The 19,976-nt window shown below is 74.3% G+C and carries 16 protein-coding genes; 12 read left to right on the top strand and 4 right to left on the bottom strand.

Annotated elements, in window-relative coordinates:
* Positions 1-13: 13 nt before the first annotated feature.
* Entirely contained in the window at positions 14-145 is a 132-nt protein-coding gene (locus tag ACZ6O2_RS20080) for a hypothetical protein (RefSeq protein WP_466023873.1), read from the bottom strand.
* A gap of 144 nt (positions 146-289) precedes the next feature.
* On the opposite strand from ACZ6O2_RS20080, the gene ACZ6O2_RS20085 reads away from it, so the two are divergent.
* The 7 genes from ACZ6O2_RS20085 (at position 290) to ACZ6O2_RS20115 (ending at position 9,427) form a co-directional block, all read left to right on the top strand.
* Positions 290-3,082, top strand: coding sequence for a beta propeller repeat protein (locus ACZ6O2_RS20085; protein WP_350708259.1), 2,793 nt, complete (start codon positions 290-292; stop codon positions 3,080-3,082).
* Positions 3,083-3,108: 26 nt separating this feature from the next.
* Positions 3,109-3,963 (top strand): carbohydrate ABC transporter permease, encoded by an 855-nt coding sequence (locus ACZ6O2_RS20090; RefSeq protein WP_466023874.1) that lies wholly within the window; start codon positions 3,109-3,111, stop codon positions 3,961-3,963.
* Positions 3,964-3,989: 26 nt separating this feature from the next.
* Positions 3,990-5,312 carry an ABC transporter substrate-binding protein gene (locus ACZ6O2_RS20095; protein ID WP_466023875.1) on the top strand — a complete coding sequence of 441 codons (1,323 nt, stop codon included), beginning with the start codon at positions 3,990-3,992 and terminating at the stop codon, positions 5,310-5,312.
* The gene (locus tag ACZ6O2_RS20100) at positions 5,309-6,346 is read left to right on the top strand and encodes an ABC transporter ATP-binding protein (protein ID WP_350708264.1); all 1,038 of its coding nucleotides are present in this window, start codon (positions 5,309-5,311) and stop codon (positions 6,344-6,346) included. Before ACZ6O2_RS20095 ends, ACZ6O2_RS20100 begins: the two co-directional genes overlap by 4 nt.
* Positions 6,347-6,384: 38 nt before the next feature.
* Positions 6,385-7,254, top strand: coding sequence for a carbohydrate ABC transporter permease (locus ACZ6O2_RS20105; RefSeq protein ID WP_466023915.1), 870 nt, complete (start codon positions 6,385-6,387; stop codon positions 7,252-7,254).
* A 99-nt stretch (positions 7,255-7,353) separates the two neighbouring features.
* Positions 7,354-7,980 (top strand): GNAT family N-acetyltransferase, encoded by a 627-nt coding sequence (locus ACZ6O2_RS20110; RefSeq protein ID WP_466023916.1) that lies wholly within the window; start codon positions 7,354-7,356, stop codon positions 7,978-7,980.
* 28 nt (positions 7,981-8,008) lie between these two features.
* On the top strand, positions 8,009-9,427 hold the full coding sequence (locus ACZ6O2_RS20115; protein WP_466023876.1) for an RtcB family protein: 1,419 nt from the start codon (positions 8,009-8,011) through the stop codon (positions 9,425-9,427).
* Positions 9,428-9,436: 9 nt separating this feature from the next.
* Here the strand turns inward: ACZ6O2_RS20115 and ACZ6O2_RS20120 are convergent, their stop codons facing one another.
* Complete coding sequence (locus ACZ6O2_RS20120; RefSeq protein ID WP_350708267.1) at positions 9,437-9,865, bottom strand: archease; 429 nt, start codon at positions 9,863-9,865, stop codon at positions 9,437-9,439.
* An 82-nt stretch (positions 9,866-9,947) separates the two neighbouring features.
* Positions 9,948-11,519 (bottom strand): LLM class flavin-dependent oxidoreductase, encoded by a 1,572-nt coding sequence (locus ACZ6O2_RS20125; RefSeq protein ID WP_466023877.1) that lies wholly within the window; start codon positions 11,517-11,519, stop codon positions 9,948-9,950.
* 369 nt (positions 11,520-11,888) lie between these two features.
* Here ACZ6O2_RS20125 and ACZ6O2_RS20130 point away from each other — a divergent pair, with 369 nt between their 5' ends.
* Positions 11,889-13,925: a hypothetical protein gene (locus tag ACZ6O2_RS20130; protein WP_466023878.1), complete on the top strand. Its 2,037-nt coding sequence runs from the start codon at positions 11,889-11,891 to the stop codon at positions 13,923-13,925.
* Positions 13,926-13,994: 69 nt separating this feature from the next.
* On the opposite strand, the gene ACZ6O2_RS20135 is transcribed toward ACZ6O2_RS20130, so the two are convergent.
* Positions 13,995-15,917 (bottom strand): NHL repeat-containing protein, encoded by a 1,923-nt coding sequence (locus ACZ6O2_RS20135; protein ID WP_466023879.1) that lies wholly within the window; start codon positions 15,915-15,917, stop codon positions 13,995-13,997.
* A gap of 208 nt (positions 15,918-16,125) precedes the next feature.
* Here ACZ6O2_RS20135 and ACZ6O2_RS20140 point away from each other — a divergent pair, with 208 nt between their 5' ends.
* From ACZ6O2_RS20140 to ACZ6O2_RS20155, 4 genes are all read left to right on the top strand, one after another.
* A complete protein-coding gene (locus ACZ6O2_RS20140; protein WP_466023880.1) occupies positions 16,126-18,366 on the top strand; it encodes a hypothetical protein in 2,241 nt (746 codons plus the stop codon).
* Positions 18,367-18,743: 377 nt separating this feature from the next.
* A complete protein-coding gene (locus ACZ6O2_RS20145) occupies positions 18,744-18,911 on the top strand; it encodes a multicopper oxidase domain-containing protein (protein WP_466023881.1) in 168 nt (55 codons plus the stop codon).
* A gap of 31 nt (positions 18,912-18,942) precedes the next feature.
* Positions 18,943-19,320 carry a hypothetical protein gene (locus ACZ6O2_RS20150; RefSeq protein WP_350708278.1) on the top strand — a complete coding sequence of 126 codons (378 nt, stop codon included), beginning with the start codon at positions 18,943-18,945 and terminating at the stop codon, positions 19,318-19,320.
* Between the two features lie 31 nt (positions 19,321-19,351).
* The gene (locus ACZ6O2_RS20155) at positions 19,352-19,954 is read left to right on the top strand and encodes an MBL fold metallo-hydrolase (protein WP_350708280.1); all 603 of its coding nucleotides are present in this window, start codon (positions 19,352-19,354) and stop codon (positions 19,952-19,954) included.
* Positions 19,955-19,976: the final 22 nt, after the last annotated feature.

Consider the following 19,976-nt stretch of genomic DNA (forward strand, 5'->3'; position numbering starts at 1 on the left):
GACGGCCGTCACGTCACTTTCGCACCGACCGCCAGTCGTGGGAGGTGAGCGCGTTGGCCTGCGGTCCCATCAGCAACATGCCGCCGTCGACGGGCCAGGACGCGCCGGTGACGTACGCGGCGGCGGGCGAGGCGAGCAGCGCCACCACGGACAACCATACGTTGATCCCGGTCCATGCGGGGGATTGCCCACGTCGATGCGCTCTGCCATTCTCCACCGTGGACGCTGCCAGCGACGGTCGCCAACCCGGAGGACCGTGCGGCGGCCCCTATCCGCCGGAGGGACCCTCGTGAAGCGCAGACGTCGCCACCTGCTCGTGGGACTGGCGGTCGGTGCCCTGGTGGCATCGACCGGTCTCGTCGGAATCCACTTCGCCGGCGCCCAGGTGCCGGCTCCCGCCGCCGCGTCCGGCGACGGGGAGATGCCCGGCGCCCTCGGCGCCCACATGGAACGGCTGCGCCAGGCCGTGCCGGGCAACGACGGCATGTCGCCGGACGGCCCGGGCAACGCCGCGCAGCAGGAGTTCCTGGAGCGCGCGTACCCGGCCAACACGATCAGCATCGCCCAGATGGACCGGTCGAAGGCGGCGTACTCGGCCGCGGAGGGGCGCGCCGGCGGCAGCCGGGGCTGGGTCAACGTCGGCCCGAACGAGGCCCTCTACCCGTTCACCGAGTTCCGCAACGCCGGCAACTACGTGCCGAACGCGTACGTCGCGGGCGGCCGGGTCACCTCGATCGACATCGCGCCGGACTGCAGCGCCCTGCTCTGCCGGGCGTACGTCACGCCGGCCGGCGGCGGCGTCTGGGGCACCCTGAACGTCCTCGCGCCCGAGCCGAAGTGGTTCTACCTGGGCGGGCCGCTCGGCATCAACGCCGCCGGCTCGGTCAAGATCGACCGTAACGACAGGACCGGCCTGACCATCTACGTCGGCACGGGCGAGGCGAACACCTGCGCCTCCGGCTGCGTCGCCGGCGTCGGCCTCTACAAGTCCACCAACGGCGGGGTCACCTGGAAGGGCCCGCTGGGCAAGGACGCCCTGGCCGGCAAGGGGATCGGCGAGATCACGATCAAGCCCGGCGACCCGAGGACCCTCTACGTCGCCACCACCACGGCGCTGCGGGGCATGTCCGGCTCCTGCTGCACCGGCGTCACGCGGCCGGTGCCCGACGCCGAGAAGTGGGGCCTCTACAAGTCCACCGACGGCGGCGCGAGCTGGAGGTTCATCCACAACGGCTCGGCCGACGCCACCCAGTGCACCGGCAACGCCGCGGAGTACAACAACACCGCCGCCTGCTCGCCGCGCGGGGTGCGCTACGTCAAGCTCGACCCGCGCGACGCGAACGTCGTCTACGCCTCCTCGTACGCCCGGGGCGTGTGGCGCTCGGCGGACGCCGGCGCCACCTGGACGCAGATCAAGCCGTCGCTGAACCCGGCCGTCTTCCAGACCCGGGCCGCGATCGACGTGACCGCCCTGCCGAACGGCAAGACCCGGATGTACGTCTACGAGGGCAACATCGGCAACCCGTACTCGCGGCTGTTCCGCAGCGACGACGTGGCCGGCGGCGCCCCCGCGTTCACCGACCTGACCAGCGCCAACCCGGCCGACCCGGGCTTCGCGACCTACAACCAGTGCACCGGCCAGTGCTGGTACGACGTCTTCGTGCACACCCCGGCCGGGCATCCGGACATCGTCTACACCGGCGGCGCCTACGTCTACGGCGAGACCGTCGCCCACAAGCGGGCGGTGGTGCTGTCCACCGACGCGGGGGTCAGCGGCACCGACATGACCTACGACGGCACCGACGAACTGCACCCCAACGGCCTGCACCCCGACCAGCACGCGCTGGTCACCAACCCGCGCAACCCGTACCAGTTCTTCGAGGCCAACGACGGCGGCGTGATGCGCTCCAGCGGCCAGTTCGTGGACCGGTCGGCCTGGTGCGACAACCCGGACCGCAACCTGGCCACGCAGGCGCAGAAGGACCGCTGCAAGCAGATGCTGTCGCGGATCCCGTCGAAGCTGGACGGCATCAACAAGGGCATGAACACGCTGCAGTTCATCAGCCTGTCGGCCAGCCCGCACGACCACACGCTGCTGCAGGGCGGCACCCAGGACAACGGCACCTGGGAGAACAAGGGCCAGCGCAACCGCTGGGTCAACACGATGATCGGTGACGGCGGCGCGTCGGGCTTCGACGTCGGCAAGCCGGAGTTCCGCTTCCACACCTTCTACGACGCCTCGCCCGAGGTGAACTTCGACAACGGGGACGTGGGCGGCTGGATCTCGATCTCCGACCCGATCTTCGGGCACCCGGGCACCCTGTTCTACGCCCCGGTGATCAGCGACCCGAAGGTCAGCGGCACGATGTTCGCCGGCACCTCCCGCACCGTCTACCGGACCAAGACGTTCGGCCTGGGCGACCGGAGCCTGGCGGAGGCCGACCGGATCTGCAACACCTGGACCGGCACCTTCGAGGCGCAGTGCGGCGACTTCGCGCCGCTGGGCACGGTCAACCTGACCGACGCCGCGTGGGGCGACCGGGCCGGCGGCGCCGTCTCGGTGGTCGAGCGGGTCGCCACCGACTCGTCCACCGCGTACGCGGCCACCAGCACCGGGCGGGTGTTCGTGTCCCGCAACGTCGACGCCGAGCCGGCCTCCGCGGTCACCTGGACGCGGATCGACACCGCCGCCACGCCCAACCGCTTCGTCACCAGCATCCACGTCGACCCGGCCGACCCGGCCCGGGCATGGATCTCCTACAGCGGCTTCAACTCGAACACCCCGGCCACCCTCGGCCACGCGTTCGAGGTGAAACTGGCCGGCGCCGGCGCGACCTGGGCCGACCGGTCGTACGACTTCGGCGACCAGCCGATCACCGACCTGGTCCGCGACGACGTCACCGGCGACCTCTACGCGGCCACCGACTTCGGTGTCCTGCGGCTGGCCAGGGGCAGCACGACCTGGGTGAAGGCGGCCCGCGGCATGCCGAACGTCGAGGTCGCCGGGCTGACCGTCGTGCCCGGCAAGCGGGTGCTCTACGCCGCCTCGCACGGCCTGGGCGCCTGGCAGCTCGCGCTCTGAGGAAGTCGACCATCGGCAACGACCGGGTGAGGGGCCGCTCGCGCGGCCCCTCACCGCTGCCCGAGGCGGCCGGCCGGGCCTGGCGCACCCTCGGCGCGGCGTTCGTCCTGCTCGTCTTCGTCCCGCTGCTGCTGCTGCTGGTCTCCGGCTCGCTCACCGAGCCCGGCCTGCCCCCACCGCCCACGCCGCGGCTGGTGCCGGAGCCGGTCTCCACCGTCGGCTACCAGCAGGCCGTCGAGTGGGGCGGGCTGCTGCGGGCCTCGCTCAACTCGGTCCTGGTCGCGGTCGTCGCGGTGCCGCTGAGCGTGCTCGTCGCCGCGCTGGCCGGCTTCGCGCTGGCCCGGCTCGCCCCGCGCACCACCGGCGTCGTCGTGGCGGCCTCCCTGGTCGCGCTGATGGTGCCGGCCACGGCGCTGCTGGTGCCCCGCTTCGCGATCTTCCGGATGCTCGGCCTGACCGATACCCTGGTGCCGTTGATCGCCCCGGCGTTGCTGGGCACCTCGCCGCTCTACGTCCTGGTCTACTACCTGGCCTTCCGGGCGCTGCCGGCGGACCTCTACGACGCCTGCCTGGTGGAGGACCTCTCGCCGATGCGCACCTGGTGGCGGGTCGCCCTCCCGCTGGTCCGCCCGGTCACCGCCGGCCTCACCGCGCTCACCTTCGTGCTCACCTGGTCGAACTTCCTCGACCCGCTGGTCTACGTCTACGACCGCGACCTGTTCACCCTGCCGCTGGCACTGCGCTCCCTGTCGGTGCTGGACCCGACGAACTTCCCGGTGTTCCTGGCCGGCGCGGTGCTGGCCACGGTGCCGGCCCTGGCCGTCTTCGTGCTCGCCCAGCGGCGCTTCCTCCACCACGACGACCCGACGGGACGAGACTGACGATGCGACCGGAGAGAGACCCGACGATGAGACCGAAGGCGCTGCTCGCCCTGCTGCTCGCCGCCGTGCTGGCCGCCTCCGGCTGCGGCTCCGGCTCCGGGTCGTCCGACGACGGCCCGGTGCGGCTGCTGGTCTTCGGCGCGCCGGAGGAACTCGCCGCCTACCGCACCCTCGTCGAGGCGTACGAGAAGGCGCGTCCCGGGGCCGACGTGCAGCTCGTCGAGGCCAGCGACCGCAAGGACCTGCTGGCCCGGCTGGCCACCTCGGTGGCCGGCGGCGCCCCGCCGGACCTGTTCCTGATGAACTACCGCTTCTACGGCCAGTTCGCCGCCAAGGACGTCATCGAGCCGCTGGACGGCCGGCTCGCCGCCTCCGACGCCGTCGACCCGGCCGACTACTACCCCGTGGCGTGGAACGCGTTCCGGTGGAAGGACCGGCAGCTCTGCCTGCCGCAGAACGTCTCCAGCCTCGCCGTCTACTACAACCGCACCCTCTTCGCGAAGTACGGCGTGCCCGAGCCGAAGGCCGGCTGGACCTGGAACGACCTGCTCACCACCGCGTCCGCGATGACCCGCGACTCCCGCGGCGTGGTCGTCAAGGCCACCGAGAGCGAGGGCGCGGCGCTGCGGCCCGCCGTGCACGGCCTCGGCGTCGAGCCGTCGATCATCCGGCTCGCCCCGTTCGTCTGGTCCAACGGCGGCCAGCTCGTCGACGACCCGGCGAGGCCGACGCGCCTGACCCTGGACACCCCGCCCGCCCGGGAGGCGCTGAAGAACCTGGTCGACCTGCGGCTGGCGTACGGGGTGGTGCCCACCGACGAGGAGGTGGAGGCCGAGGACGACGAGTCGCGGTTCGCCAACGGCCGGCTCGCCATGCTGATGAGCTCCCGCCGCTCCACCACCACGTTCCGCTCCATCACCGGCTTCGAGTGGGACGTCGCCCCGCTGCCCGTCTACAAGGAGCAGGTCGGGGTGCTGCACTCGGACGCGTACTGCATGACCCGGGGCGCGAAGCGCAAGGACGCCGCGTGGCGGTTCCTGGAGTTCGCCATCGCCGAGGAGGGCCAGCGCATCATCGCCGCCACCGGCCGCACCGTACCGTCCCACATCGGGGTGTCGCAGTCGCCGGCGTTCCTCGGCCCGGCCCAGCCGCCGCGCAGCGCGAAGGTCTTCCTCGACGCCATCCCCACCGTCCGGGCGCTGCCCACCGTCTCCACCTGGCCCGAGATCGAGGACGTGACGTACGGCATCCTGGAGAACGCCATGCACCGGGGCGACCGGCTCGACGACGTGATCCGCGACCTCGACCAGCAGACCCGCCCCCTGTTCGCCCGCGGCGAGCACGGGTGAGCGACCCCGGCCTCGCCCTGGCAGGCGTCTCCGCCGCCTACCGCGGCTCGACGGTGCTGCACGAGGTGGACCTGACCGTCGCCCGGGGGGAACTGCTGGTGGTGCTCGGCCCGTCGGGGGCCGGCAAGTCGACCGTGCTGCGGGTGGTCGCCGGCCTGGAACCGGTCACCGCCGGCCGGGTCCGCATCGCCGGCCGGGACGTCACCGCCGACCGTCCCGGCCGGCGCAACGTGTCGATGGTGTTCCAGTCGTACGCGCTCTTCCCCCACCTGACCGTCGCCGAGAACATCGCCTTCGGCCTCGAGGTGCGCGACACCCCCCGCGCGGTCGCCCGGGACCGGGCCCGCGCGGCCGCCGAGACCGTCGGCTGCGCCGCCCTGCTGGACCGGCGGCCCGGGCAGCTCTCCGGCGGGGAGCGGCAGCGGGTGGCGCTGGCCCGGGCACTGGTCCGCGAGCCCGACGTGTTCCTGCTCGACGAGCCGCTGTCCAACCTCGACCTGGCGCTGCGGGTGGAGATGCGCGCCGAGCTGCGCGCCCTGCACGACCGGCTGGGCGCCACCATGGTCCACGTCACCCACGACCAGACCGAGGCCCTGGTGCTCGCCGACCGGATCGCCGTGCTGCGCGACGGGCGGATCGAGCAGGTCGGCACGCCCGACGAGATCTGGCACACCCCGGCCAGCAGCTTCGTCGCCCGCTTCGTCGGCTCCCCGGCGATGAACCTGCTCCCGGCCGCGGGGGCGCTCGTGCCGTCGGGCAGCGCGCCCGTCCCGGCCGCCGAGGAGCTGGAGATCGGCTTCCGGCCCGAGGCGGTCACCCTCGACGCCGCCGACGGAGCGGACGCCACCGTCGACCGGGTCGAGGTGGTCGGCGAGGACGCGTACGCGTACCTGACCCTCGCCGGCGGGCACCGGGTCGTCGCCCGGGTGCCCGCGCCCCGCCGGCCCGAGCGCGGCGCGGCGGTACGCGTCGGCGTGCGCTGGGCCGACGTGCACGTCTTCCACGCCGACTCCGGCCGCCGGTACGCCCCGTGACGACCACGGACCGCCGCTCCCGCCGGCAGTTGGCGCTGATGCTGGCGCCGTACCTGGTGGGCCTGGTCGGGCTGGTGCTGCTGCCCGCGGCGGTCACCCTGGCGCTGGCCTTCACCGAGTACGACCTGCTGCGCCCGCCACGCTGGGTGGGGCTGGCCAACCTCACCGCGCTGGTCGACGATCCGGTGTTCCGGGTGGCGCTGACCAACTCGCTGGTCTTCGCGCTGGTGGCCGTACCGCTGCGGGTGCTCTTCGCGCTCGGCCTGGCGCTGCTGCTGCACCGCCGGGCGCTCGGGGTCGGTCCCGCCCGCACGGCGGCGGTGCTGCCGACGGCGGTGCCCGAGATCGCCTACGGGCTGCTCTGGCTGTGGCTGCTCAACCCGCTCTACGGCCCGATCAACCAGCTCCTGCGCACCGGCGGGGAGAACGGCCTGACCGCGCTGGGCCGCACCCCGCCGCAGTGGCTCACCGACCCGACCGACGCCCGGGCCGCGATCATCCTGATGAGCCTGTTCACCATGGGGGAGACGTTCGTGGTGCTGCTGGCCGCCCGCCGCGCGCTGCCCCGCGACGTCTACGAGATGGCCGCGATCGAGGACGCCACCGGCTGGGACGTGTTCCGCCGCGTCACCCTGCCACTGATGGCGCCGGTGCTCGGGCTGCTGGCGGTGCGCGACGCCATCCAGAGCCTGCACTTCACGTTCGTGCCGGCGTTCGTGGTCACCGACGGCGGCCCGCCCCCGTACGCCACCACCTACCTGTCGCTGTTCGTCTACCGCACCGGCTTCGAGTACCTGCGCTACGGCTACGCGGCCGCCGCGACCCTGGTGATGATCCTGCTGACCGTGGCGGCGGTGCTGGTGCAGTGGCGGCTCATCCGCCGCTACCGCGCGTTCTACCGCCTCTGAGGACCCGGCGCGGGCCCGAAAATCCCGGGCGCCGGCCCCGGACGCCGTGACATGATCGCGCACTGCGCCGACCGGTTGGCGGTGCGCGAGGAGGTCGGCATGGAGTTCGAGGTATGCCGGATCGGGCCGGAGTCGACCGCCGAGGCGGCTGCCGTGCTCGCCGACGCCTTCGACGGGTACCCCTGGATGGCCTGGACGGTGGCGGCCGACCGGCACCGGGAGCGGCTGGAGGCGATGTTCGCCGGCACCGTCGACGCGGTCGGGCTGCCGTACGGCGACGTCTGGGCGGCGGTGGACCCCGCCGGCCGGCCCGCGGCGGTGGCAGTCTGGCTGCGCCCGGACCGGCCGGTGCCGGACGAGGTCTGGGCCGGCGTCGCGGCGCGCAACGCCGAGCTGGCCGGCGATCGGCACGCGGCGCTGCGCGCCGCCGACGCGGCCTGTGCCTCGCTGCGGTCGGCCGAGCCGGCGTTCCTGCTCGCCACCGTCGGCGTGCGTCGGGTCGACCAGGGCCGGGGGCTGGGTGCCCGGGTGCTGCGGCCCGGCCTGGCCGAGGCCGACCGTGCCGGCCTGCCGGCGGTGCTGGAGACCTCGTCGGAGCCGAACGTGCGGTTCTACCAGCGGCTCGGTTTCGCCGTGACCGGGCAGGTCGAGGTGCCCGACGGCGGTCCCCGTGTGTGGGCGATGCGCCGGCCGGCCGGGCGGGCCGACACCGGGACGCGGGTGTAAGGGGCGCTCGCCCGGGTAGCCGCCGGGAATGGAGCTGGTCGAGGAGTCGCCGTACCGTTTCCGGATCGATCGGCACGACCCGATGCGGGTGCCGGGAGTGGTGTTCGCGTCCCGGTCGTTGCTGCCCGACGCCGGGGCGGACAAGTCGCTGGAGCAGGTCGCGAACGTCGCCACGCTGCCCGGCATCGTCGACGCCTCGTACGCCATGCCGGACGTGCACTGGGGCTACGGGTTCCCGATCGGCGGGGTGGCCGCCACCGACGTCGCGCACGGCGGCGTGGTCTCGCCCGGCGGGGTGGGCTTCGACATCTCCTGCGGGGTCCGGCTGCTCGCCGCCGACCTGGACCGCGACGGGCTGCGGCCCCGGCTCGACGCGCTGATGGACGGGCTGGGCGAGGCCACCCCGCGCGGGATGGGCAAGGGTGCGGTGTGGCACCTGTCCTCGCGTCAGGAACTCGACGCGGTGCTGCGCGGCGGCTCCCGGTACGCGGTCGAGCGCGGCTTCGGCGTCGAGCGGGACCTGCACCGCTGCGAGGACTACGGCGCCGTCGGCGACGCCAATCCGGCCGAGGTCAGCGAGCGGGCGATCGAGCGCGGCGCGCGCCAGGTCGGCAGCCTCGGCTCCGGCAACCACTTCCTCGAGGTGCAGGCCGTCGAGGAGGTGTACGACGACACCGCCGCCACCGCCTTCGGGCTGCGCCGCGGCCAGGTCTGCGTGATGATCCACTGCGGGTCGCGGGGGCTGGGCCACCAGATCTGCACCGACTACGTCCGCGCGATGGAGAAGGTGATGGCCCGGCACAACATCCACGTGCCGGACCGGCAGCTCGCCTGCGCCCCGGTCTCCTCCCACGAGGGCCGCGCCTACCTGGGCGCGATGGCCGCCGCCGCCAACTTCGCCCGCGCGAACCGGCAACTGCTGGCCGATGCCGCCCGGAAGGTCTTCGCCCGGGTGACCGGCAGCCGGCTGGACCTGGTCTACGACATCTCGCACAACCTCGCCAAGATCGAGGACCACGACGTCGACGGCGAGCGGCGCGCGCTCTGCGTGCACCGTAAGGGCGCCACGCGCGCGCTGCCCCCGGGCCACGCCGACCTGCCCGACGACCTGCGCGACGTCGGCCAGCCGGTGCTGATCCCCGGCTCGATGGGCACCGGCTCGTTCGTGCTCACCGGCGTGCCGGGGGCGCCGGCGTTCGCCTCCACCTGCCACGGGGCCGGGCGGGTGCAGAGCCGCAAGCAGGCCGTGAAGGCCGAGCGCGGCCAGGACCCGCGCGGCCAGTTGGAGGCGCAGGACATCGCGGTGCGCGGCGCGTCCCGGCGTGGCCTGGCCGAGGAGATGCCGTCGGCGTACAAGGACGTCTCGGCGGTGGTGGCGGCGGCCGAGGGTGCCGGGCTGTGCCGGAAGGTGGCCCGGCTGGTGCCGCTCGGCGTGGTGAAGGGCTGAGCCGGCGGCTCACACGTCGAGGGTCACCGCGCAGGACCAGCCCCCGCCGTCGCGGCCGAAGCGCAGCTCGTGCAGGGAGACGGCCTTCGGCACCGCGCCGACCAGCTCGACGGCGTCGGTGCCCGCCGTGCGCCAGCGCACCGTCAGGCCGCCGGCGCCGTCGTCGGCCACCTCGGTGTGCAGCGGCAGCTCGCCCTCCGTCTCCATCCGGAAGATCACCTCGTCGAGTACGGCCACCAGCAGGTCCTCGTCGTCGCCGGCCGGCGCACGGAACTCCCGCTCGCCGCCCGGTGCCGCCCCGGCGGGGTCGACGAACGTCCCGACCTGCGCGGCGACCGCCTCGGCCACGCACTCCTCCCGGGTCGGCGCCCACGCCTCGATGCGGACGTCGGCGGTGTGCGGCACGCAGCGGTGCCCGCGCTCGGGTCGTCGCTCCATGCTTCGATCATCCGTCACCGGGCCGCCGCGCGCGGGCCGGTCGACGCAGGCCGGGGCGGGCTCAGCGCAGGCCGGGGCGGGCTCAGTGCAGGCCGAGGCGGGCGATGGGCTCGACGAGTTCGCGTTCCTCGTAGGCGAGGTGGGACAGCAGCGTGTCGCTGAGCAGGTCGACGGCCGCGCGGAGTTCGGCCATCCCGTCGGAGACGGAGACGAACGCGACGAGGGCGCGGTCGACCCGCTCCAGGACGTCGTGGATGGCGTGGTGCTCCTGCTCCAGCCGGTCGATGACCGGTGCGAGGCGGGGGTCGCCGGCGCGCAGGTGCGGGAAGATCCCCCGGTCCTCCAGGGTGTGGTGGGTGGTGACCACCCGGCAGTACGACTCGCAGTAGGTGCCCAGCGTCCACTTGTTCTGCCGGATCGTCATGGTGTTGATGTGCGAGCGGGCCGTGCCCGCGTCGAGCAGCCCGGCGCCCACCTGCTCGACGAGGTCGTGCAGGCGGGCGAGTTCCGCCCGCAGCCCGTCGTGCACGTCGACGAGGTGCTGGGCGCTGGCCTGGTCGTGCGGGGTGTAGGTGCGGGTGGGGTCCGGCGCGGGGCCGGTCGGCCGGGTGGTCTCGTCCCAGACCCGGATCGCGCTGCGGCGGACGCCGTCGTCGGGCGTCGGGACGACCGCGAAGGCTCCCGTCCCGGCGGGCGGGCGTTCGACCGGCGGCTCCGTCGGGGCGGTCACCGGCACCGGTTCCGGCGTGTCGGGCGCGGTGGCGGCGGTGCGCTCGGCGGCCACGAGGTCGCGTACGGCGGGGGCGACCTCGGCGGCGAAGCGCCGCAGGTCCTCGGGGTCGTCGCTGCCCAGGATGAAAGTGCTGATCCCGTCGCCGAGCGCGAGGTCGGCGAGTTCCTCCGCCCACTGCTCGGGCGGGCCCTGCAACAGGCCGCGGCCGACCGGGGTGAAGCGGCCGGTCACATTGAGCAGCCGGCGGACGTCGCCGGGGGACCGACCCGCCTCCCGGGCCGCCTCGTCGATGGCGGCGTTGCCCCTGGCGAGGTCGCCGGGCTGGAGGTAGCCCAGCGACGGCAGCCACCCGTCGGCCCGGCGCCCGGTCAGGGCCAGCATGCGCGGCTTGTACGCGCCGAGCCAGATGCCCACGTCGTGGGCGGGCGCGGGGCCCCGCTTCGCGCCGACCACCCGGTGGAACTCGCCGTCGACGCGGACGCCGCCGCGCGCGTCGGCGTCCCAGACCTGGCGGATGACCTCGATCGCCTCCTCCAGGGCCCGCACGCCCTGCCCGGCGGAGAGCCGACGCCCGCCCATGGCCTCGATGGCCTCCCAGAACGCGCCGGCGCCCAGGCCCAGCTCGATCCGGCCGCCGGAGAGCAGGTCGAGGCTCGCCACGCTGCGGGCCAGGACGGCCGGCGGGCGCAACGGCAGGTTCGTCACGTTCGCGGCCAGCCGGACGGTGCGGGTCCGGGCCGCCACGAAGCTCATCAGCGTCCACGTGTCCAGGAACGCCGGCTGGTACGGGTGGTCCTGGAAGGTGACCAGGTCGAACCCGACCTGCTCGGCGAGCACGGCGAGGCCCACCACCCGGCCCGGGTCGGCGTTGCCGGGCGTCAGGAACGACCCGAAGGTCAACGGGTGCCCGTAGTCGCCCATGTCCGCCTCGTCCCCCTGTCCCGCGGCTGCGCCGAGCCGCACGGCAGATGGTATGCCGGGCGCGGACGTCGCCCGCCCCCGACCGACGATCCCGAGGGCGGGGCGGGGGCCGGGCAGGGGCCCCGGTGGCCCGGCGGAGGGCTGCCCCGCGGCGGGGCGTTGACGCCGGTGGATAGGCCTCCTAGGGTCCTTAACGGACCGGACCGTTATGTGCCCTCCCCGAGCCGTGTGCTCGTCGCGCGACGGGTCGGTCCCGGATTCCGGGGAGGCAGTCAGATCGCCCGGGTGCTTTCGCTGCAATTCCGGATCCGACCGTTACGGCTCGACCGCCGGTGCCTCCGGCGGTCGCGGGAAGAGGAGCAGGCGCTTATGACGAACCGCCGCACGTTGATCCGCTACGCCGCCGCCCTCGCGGTGGCCCCGGCCGTCCCCGCCGCCTGGCCCGCGCCGCCCGCGTCGGCCGAGCCGGCCGCCGGGGTGACCGTCGACCCGTTCGGCATCCCGCTGCGCGACGTCCTGCTCATCGGCGGGGCCGTCGCACCCGGCCCGGACGGCAGGCCGGTGCTCTGGTCCGCCGTCTCCGGCGAGCCGGCCCGGCTCGCCGCCATCGACCCGGCGACCGGCCGGACGGTCTCCGACCAGGAGCTCACCGGCGCACCCGGCTCGTACGCGGTGGCGGCCGCGCCCGACGGCACCGTCTACGTCGGCGCGTACAGCACCGGCGACCTGTACCGCCGCCGGCCCGGCCCGGACAGTCCCGTCGAGAACCTCGGCCGGCCACTGCCGTCGGAGACGTACATCTGGCGGATCGCCGTGGACGACGCGGGCGTCGTGTACGGCGGCACCTTCCCCGGCGCCCGGGTCTTCGCCCACGACCCCGCCACCGGAGCGACCCGGGACTACGGCCAGGTCCTCCCCGGCGCGCAGTACGTCCGCAGCCTCGCCGTCACCGCCGACAAGGTCTACGCCGGCACCCAGCCGGACGCCCACCTCTTCGAGATCGACAAGGTCAGCGGCGAGATCCGGGAGCTGCCCCTGCCCGACGGGCTCGGCGCGGGCACCGGCCAGACGGTGTACGACCTGAACGCCCACGACGGGCGGGTGTACGCCCGGTTCGGCTCCGCCATCAACGGCCGGCTCGGCGTGTACGACATCGCCCAGGGGCGGTGGACCGACCTGATCGACGACGTCGCCGGGCTGGACGTCTCCGCGCCCGGCCCCGGCGGCCTGGTCTACCTCACCCGCGCCGGCCGGCTCACCGGCTACCACCCGGGCACCGGGACGTTCACCGACACCCCGCTGGTCTTCCCGGGTCGGGTGGTCAACAACCGGGGCATCGGCTGGGTCACCCTCGCCGACCGGGACTGGCCGGGCCGCACGCTGGTCGGGCTGCTCTGGCGGGGCGATATGTTCCGCTGGAACCCGGTCACCGGCCGCGCCGACGTGGTGCAGACGGACGTGCCCGGCGAGCCTATCCCGATCGCCGCCCTGCACGTCGGCGCCTCCGGCGCGGTCTGGGTCGGCGGCTACCTCAACGGCGGCCTCGCCCGCGTCGACCCGGACACCGGGGTGTCGACGTTCCAGCGTTTCGCCCAGGTGGAGAGCGTGCTGGAGAGCGGCGGCCAGGTGTGGCTGGGGGCGTACCCGGACTCGCGGCTCTACCGGTACGACCCGGCGAAGCCGTGGAGCAGCCCCGAGTACTCGCCCGGCCTGCCCGGCAGCGCGGACAACCCGGTGAAGCTGCTCGACCTGAAGGCCGCCGACCAGGTGCGGGCGCGGGCGCTGACCGACGCCGGGGACAGGGTCGCCTACGGCACGATGCCCAACACCACCCTCGGCGGGGCGCTGGCCGTCGTGGAGAAGGCCACCGGAGCGGCGCGCGTGCACCGGCCGGTCGTGACCGACCAGTCGATCGTCAGCCTCACCCACGTCAACGGCCTGATCGTGGGCGGCACCTCGATCTCCGGCGGGTACAGCGTCCCTGCGCCCACCCAGACCGAGGCGCGCCTCTTCGGCTGGGACGTCGCCACCGACAGCGAGGCGTTCCAGTTCGTCCCGGTGCCGGGCGCGACGGCGATCCCCGCCCTGGCGGTGGACCGCAGCGGCCTGCTGTGGGGGCTGGCCGGCGGTCAGCTCTTCGCCGTCGACCTGGCCACCCGCTCGGTCAGCCAGCGCGTCCAGCTCGCCCCGGGGGTCGCCGACAGCCGCGCCAAGCTCGGCTACGACGCACCCCGCCACCTGCTGTACGCGCTGGTCCGCGGGCGGCTGCTGGTCCAGGTGGACCTCGCCACCGGCGCGACGCGGCAACTGCTGGACCAGCCGGCGGAGTTCCTCGCCGTGCACCCGGACGGGCGGCTCTTCGTCGGCGCCGGCGAGCACCTGCACCGGATCACCGTGACGGGCTGACCGCCGGAACGCGGCCGGCGGGCCGGCGATCTCCTCCGATCGCCGGCCCGCCTGCCGTCGTGCCGGTGCCTAGAGCTGGATGCGGACCAGGTTGCGGCCGCGCAGCGCGTAGAGCGCCGAGCCGTCCGGGGCGGCGGTGAGCAGCGCCCCGCCGCCGTACCACTGCGCGTTCAGGCCGGTGACGAACGGGGTGACCGTCATCGTCGCCGGGTCGAGCTGCCACACGTCCCTGCCGTTGGTGCCGTAGACCGTCGCGCCGACCTGCACCAGGGTGCTCTGACCCGGGGCGACGGCGGCGGTCGACACGACCTGGCGGGTGCGCCGGTCGACGGCGAAGAGCACGCCGGTCTCGGTGAGGCCGATGACGCGGTCGCCGGTGGCCACGAGGTCGACGATCTGCTTCGCGCCGGGAACCGGGGTGATCTCCCAGGTCTTCGTCCGGCTGGCGAGGTCGAAGCCGGCGAGCCGGGCCTCGGTGGCGCGCGGGGTGGTGCCGAAGCCGCCGTTGACGCTGCTGCCGAGGAAGGCGGTGCCGTGCTTCACCGCCACCGACCGGATCGACTGGTCGGCGACGACGTCGCGGTGCACGTCCAGGGTCCCGGTGCGGGGGTCGTAGAGGCTGACCGCGCCGCCGTACCGGCCGTAGTCCGGTTCGGTGCCGACGACGAGCAGCCTGTCGGCGGGGGACCAGGTGGCGTCGAGCGGCCGGGTCTGTTCCGCGCCGATCGCGGCGACCCGGCGCGGGTCGCCGTCGGGCGCCATCCGGAACAGGTACGCCAGCGTGTAGACCGACATCCAGATCTCGCCCGCGACGGGCGTCATGGCCTTGGCCTCGCCGGGCAGGAACCGCCGGGTGGAGGTGCCCGCCGCCAGGTCGTGCACCTGCACGCCGGCCTTGCCGGAGACGTACACCCGGGGGCCGTCGGTGGCGATCGCCATGGCCAGTTCCGGCGCCGGCGGCATGCCGGCCTGGGTGAGGTCGACGCCGGTCAGCTCCCCGGTGTTCAGGTCGTAGGTGACCACGGTGTTGGTGACGACGCCGCGCAACTGGTCGCCGGTGACGAAGATCCGGCCGAAGGAGGCGCCGTCGTAGGGCACGGCGAGGGTGCTGAGCTGCCCGGTGTCCCGGTCGTACCTGCGCAGCGTGCCCGAGGGGCGGGTGCCGAGGTAGACGTCGTTGCGTGCCGGGTCGACGGCGATGGCGGTGATGAAGCTGTCCGGCGTCTGCACCACCTCGTACCGCGACGGGTTCGCGGTGTCGATCAGCAGCATGGTGCCGGTGGGGGAGAGGGCCGCGGCGAGGAGGCCGTTCTCCAGGGCGAGGGTGCCGACGAAGGTGCGGTCGGCGAACTCGGGCGGCAGGAGTTCCCGCTTCGCGCCGGTGGCCCGGTCGATCGCGATCAGGTGGGCGTGCGCCCCGACGCCGGCGTAGATGGTCGTCGCGTCGACGGCGATGCTGCGCACGTACTGCTCGCCGGGCACCGCGACGCCGTAGTCGCGGGTGGCGCCGGTGGCGGGGTCGTAGGAGAAGACCCGCCCGCCGGGGTAGGTGCCGCCGTAGACGACGCCGTCGGGCGCGGTGTCCAGGGCCCAGATGTACCGGTCAGGGGAGACGTCGGCGACCTTGGTGACCCCGGTGCCGGTGGTGTCCACCCGGTACAGGTCGCCCGGCTCGTAGGTGCCCACGTACAGGTCGGTGCCGACCGAGGTGGTGGCCCAGGCGCCGCCGCCGGTCGGCAGCTCGTAGCGCTGGTCGACCGTCTGCGCGGCCAGGTCGTAGCCGCCCACCACGACCGGGTTCACGCCGCCGGTCGCGGTGTAGATCGTCCCGTCGATCAGCTCGGAGCCGTTGACCGAGGTGACCTCGGAGGCGGACCCGAGGTCGGTGACGGTGCCGGGCGGGGACGCCTCGGCGTGGGCGGGCCCCGCCGGGACCGCCAGGGTGGCGGCGGCCAGCAGCAGGGCCGCGGTGAGCGCGGTACGTCGCAACACGACCTCCAGAGTCTCAGGTTTCGGTCCGGGCTCTAACCGTCACAGCCCACCACGCGGATCGTGTCGTGTCGAGCCCTCGGCGCGGACTCCGCGCCGGATGGGCGCAGGCATTCATCGGTGCCTCTAGAGTTCCGGACGCCACCGTAATAGGGTGCCGGGCATCGTCGAACGTGGAGGTCGCGTCGTGTCGCCGTTACGTCGTCCCCTTGTGCCCGCCGTCGTCCTGGCGCTCGCCGCCGCCCTGCTGCCCACCGCCCCCGCCACGGCCGTGCCGGCCGCCCCCGCCCCCGGCGCGGTCACCGACTTCGGGGTCCAGCAGACCGCCCTCACCGTCTTCGAGGGCCACTACGGCACCGGCGCCGCCGGCCGGCCCGTCGTCTACGGGGTCCAGATGGGCTCGCCCGGGGTGCTCAGCGTGGCCGACCCGGTGACCCGGGAACTGCTCGACACCGCCTACCTGCCCGACTCCTCCGGCGCCTGGGGCATCACGCAGGCCGGCGACGGCACCGTCTACGCGGGCAGCTACCCCAACGCCCACCTCTACTCGTACGACCCGGACACCCGGGCCACCGTCGACCTCGGCGCACCCGTGCCGGGGCAGACCGTTCTCTACGGCCTGCGCCCCGGTGCCGACGGCCGGGTCTACGGCGGCACCTACCCCGGGGCGCACGTCTTCTCGTACGCGCCCGGGGAGGGGTTCCGTGACCACGGCCGGATGCACCCCGGCGAGCAGTACGTGATCGACGTGGCGGTCGACGCCGCGCGGAACGTGCTGTGGGCGGCGGTCGGCACGGGCGGCCACCTGATCCGCCTCGACCTGACCACGGGGGAGAAGCGGGACATCTGGCCGGAGGCGCTGCGCGGCGACCCGAACCACCCGTACGACATCAACCTGGTCGGCGGGAAGCTCTTCGTCAAGCGCAGCAAGCTCCAGGCGCTCGTGCTCGACCCGGACACCGGCGCCGTCCTGGCCGACGGCTTCACCATGGGCTCCCGGGGCACCTCGCCGCTCGCCCCCGACGGCCGGTCGGTCTACTTCACCTCCGGCACCGACCTCTGGCGCTACGACCTGCCGACCGACGCCGCCGGGCCGGTGCGCGACGCCGCGGGCGCGCCGGTGCGCAGCGACGGGGCGGGCATCGGCTTCGGCTTCCTCGACGGCCAGCTCTACGCCGTTATCGGCAACTACGCCGGGCAGGCGCTGCGGTACGACCCGGCGACCGGCGCCAGCGAGCGCTACCGGCTGCCGTTCCCGCCGCAGGCGCTGGACATCAACAACATCACCGCCGGCCCGGACGGCCGGATCTGGACGAACCTCTACATCAACGGCAACCTCGCCGTGCTCGACCCGGCCACCGGCGCCGCGACGAACGTGGGCCGGCTCGGGCAGGCCGACGGCTTCGGCTGGCACGACGGGAAGATGTACCAGGGCGTCTACCCGTACGGCGGGGTGCTCGTCTACGACCCCACCCAGCCGTACCGCCTCGGCACCAATCCGCGCGAGCTGTTCCGGCTGCAACCCGAGGGCCAGAACCGCCCGATCGCCTTCGCCTCGGCCGGCAGCCGGGTCTACGTCGGCAGCACGCCCGACTACGGCCTCTGGGGCGGCGCGCTGACCGTGTACGACACCGCGACCGGCGCCCGCACCACCCGCCGGGACATCGTCGCCGATCAGGGCGTGATCAGCCTGGCCGTGGTCGGCGACCGGCTCTGGGCCGGCACGACGGTCAGCGGCGGCGGGGGCACCGTGCCGCGCGCCACGGAGGCGAAACTGTTCACCGCCGACCTGGTGACCGGCGAGAAGACGGCCGAGTACACCCCGGTGCCGGGCGCCGACGCGATCACCTCGGTCGTCGCCGGGCCGGACGGCATGATCTGGGGACTCGCCGACGGCGAGGTGTTCGTGCTCGACCCGGCGACCGGCGCGGTGACCCACCGCGTCGACGTGCCCGGCGGCTACTCCGGGGTGGCCGACGAACTGCTCGTCAGCGCCGCCGACGAGCACGTCTACGCCTCGCTCGACGGCTACCTGCTGAAGATCGACCCGCTGTCGAAGGCGGTGCGGGTGATCCGGGACGCGGAGACCTACCGGCTGACCCAGGACGGCCAGGGCAACCTGTGGTTCCGCAACGGGGTCAAGGCGCCCAACCGGGCGGTCCAGTACGGCTCGCACCTGCTGCGGTACGTGCCCGAGGCGGACGCCTGCCCGCGCTCCGACCTGCGCCGTCAGGCGTACGCGGGCGGCGCGACCGCCGTGCCGAACCGGTACGCCGACGGCGGGTGCACGGTCAACGACCTGATCCGCGACGAGGCCGACTGGGGCAGCCACGGCGCGTTCGTCGCGCACGTCGCCTCGGTCACCGACGGGCTCGTGGGATCCGGCGTGCTGGACGACGCCGAACAGGACGCCATCGTGGCGGCGGCCGCCGCCTCCGCCGTCGGCCGCTAGGCGGTCGCGCGGCGCTTCCTACGGGCGCCGTGGGCGAGGGCCCGGGCGGTGTACGCCGCCCGGGCCCCGCCGAGCGCGCCGAGATCGTGGTGGACGTCCGCTCGGGGGAGCGGGTGAGACCCTGCGCAGCACCCCGCCCGACCTCGGCGCCGGCGCGCTGGCTGACCGGTTCGCCGGCGGCACGGACCGCTTCGACGTGCTGCAACTGCGCGCCGCCGGCACCCTCGCGGTATCGCCGTCGGTGCCCGACACGCTGGTCCCGGTCGACCGGCTGGACCCGGCGTCCGCCGGCGAGACCCGGCGGTTCACCCTCACTGTGCGGTCTGCGGTGAACCAGGAACCCCAACCCGCGAGGGTAGGAATCCCCCCGCCATTAGGTGGGGGAGGATGTCAACGACCACGGTGACCCGGACGTGCCGTACCTGTTCCACTGCCACCTGCTCTACCACGAGGACGCCGGCATGATGGGCCAGTTCGTGGTGGTGGAACCGGGCCAGCGCGCCGGTACCCCACCCCGGCCCGGCGCCCACGCCGGGCACGACTGAGTCTGTCGCACCCGCTCGTTACCCTGCCGGCATGATCATGGACGACGCGGACGCCACCACCGTACGGTTCCTCCGGATGATGCGGGCCACCCTGCGCGAGGAGAAGGTCGGCGAGGACACCCTGGGGCGCACGGTCGAGCTGGCGCGCGCCTGGGGCACGAGCGAGGCCGCCGACGCGCAGCTGCGCGCGGCGCTGCGCCGGCTGCACGGCGAGTCCCCGGATTCCGGCGACCCCCGGCAGGTGGCCGACGAGTGCGTCGGCCTCGACCCGGACGGCGTGCCGGACCCGGCCACGGCGGCGCGGGGCCGGGCGATCGGCCGATTCGCCGCCAACGCCCGGCGGCTGCGCGAGGGCGAGATCGGCCCCGCCGAGTTCGACCGGATCGTGGGGGAGGGCCGGGAGGGCTGACGGTCGCGGGCCGTCGGCGTACGGTCGGCGGGTGCGGATCACCAAGTTCACCCACGCCTGCGTCCGGCTGGAGCACGACGGCGGCGTGCTGGTCATCGACCCGGGCACGTGGAGCGAGCCGCGCGCCCTGGCCGGCGCGGACGCCGTGCTGGTCACCCACGAGCACACCGACCACGTGGACGTGCTCCGGCTGGCCGGCCTCGGGGTGCCGGTCTTCGCGCCCGAGGGCGCGGCGCTGCCCGATCTGGTCCCACTGCCCGTGACCCGGGTGCGCGCCGGGGAGCGGTTCACCGCCGCCGGCCTCACCGTGACCGCGCTCGGCGGCCGGCACGCCGCCATCCACGGCGGTCAGCCCGACTGCGCCAACCTGGGCTACCTGGTCGGCGACGAGGTCTACCACCCGGGTGACTCCCTGTACCCGCCGGACCGGCCCGTGCGGACCCTGCTCGTCCCGGCGCAGGCGTCCTGGCTGAAACTGACCGAGGCGATCGACTTCGCCCTGACCGCCGGGGCGGAGCGGGTGTTCCCGATTCACGACGCCCAGCTCAACGACCGGGGGCTGGCCAGCGTGAACGGCTGGTTCACCGAGACCGTGCCCGGCTACCGCTTCCTGGCGCCGGGGGAGTCCGCCTGAGCGGCCGTCTCCTCGCCTGCGT

The organism is Micromonospora sp. NPDC048040 (assembly GCF_055587185.1).

What these genes read in the sequence shown, in the direction of transcription:
- ACZ6O2_RS20095 (WP_466023875.1), top strand. Translation starts at nt 3,990, where the DNA reads ATGAGACCGAAGGCGCTGCTCGCCCTGCTGCTCGCCGCCGTGCTGGCC.
- ACZ6O2_RS20105 (WP_466023915.1), top strand. Translation starts at nt 6,385, where the DNA reads ATGCTGGCGCCGTACCTGGTGGGCCTGGTCGGGCTGGTGCTGCTGCCC.
- ACZ6O2_RS20110 (WP_466023916.1), top strand. Translation starts at nt 7,354, where the DNA reads ATGGAGTTCGAGGTATGCCGGATCGGGCCGGAGTCGACCGCCGAGGCG.
- ACZ6O2_RS20115 (WP_466023876.1), top strand. Translation starts at nt 8,009, where the DNA reads ATGGAGCTGGTCGAGGAGTCGCCGTACCGTTTCCGGATCGATCGGCAC.
- ACZ6O2_RS20120 (WP_350708267.1), bottom strand. Translation starts at nt 9,865, where the DNA reads ATGGAGCGACGACCCGAGCGCGGGCACCGCTGCGTGCCGCACACCGCC.
- ACZ6O2_RS20125 (WP_466023877.1), bottom strand. Translation starts at nt 11,519, where the DNA reads ATGGGCGACTACGGGCACCCGTTGACCTTCGGGTCGTTCCTGACGCCC.
- ACZ6O2_RS20130 (WP_466023878.1), top strand. Translation starts at nt 11,889, where the DNA reads ATGACGAACCGCCGCACGTTGATCCGCTACGCCGCCGCCCTCGCGGTG.
- ACZ6O2_RS20150 (WP_350708278.1), top strand. Translation starts at nt 18,943, where the DNA reads ATGATCATGGACGACGCGGACGCCACCACCGTACGGTTCCTCCGGATG.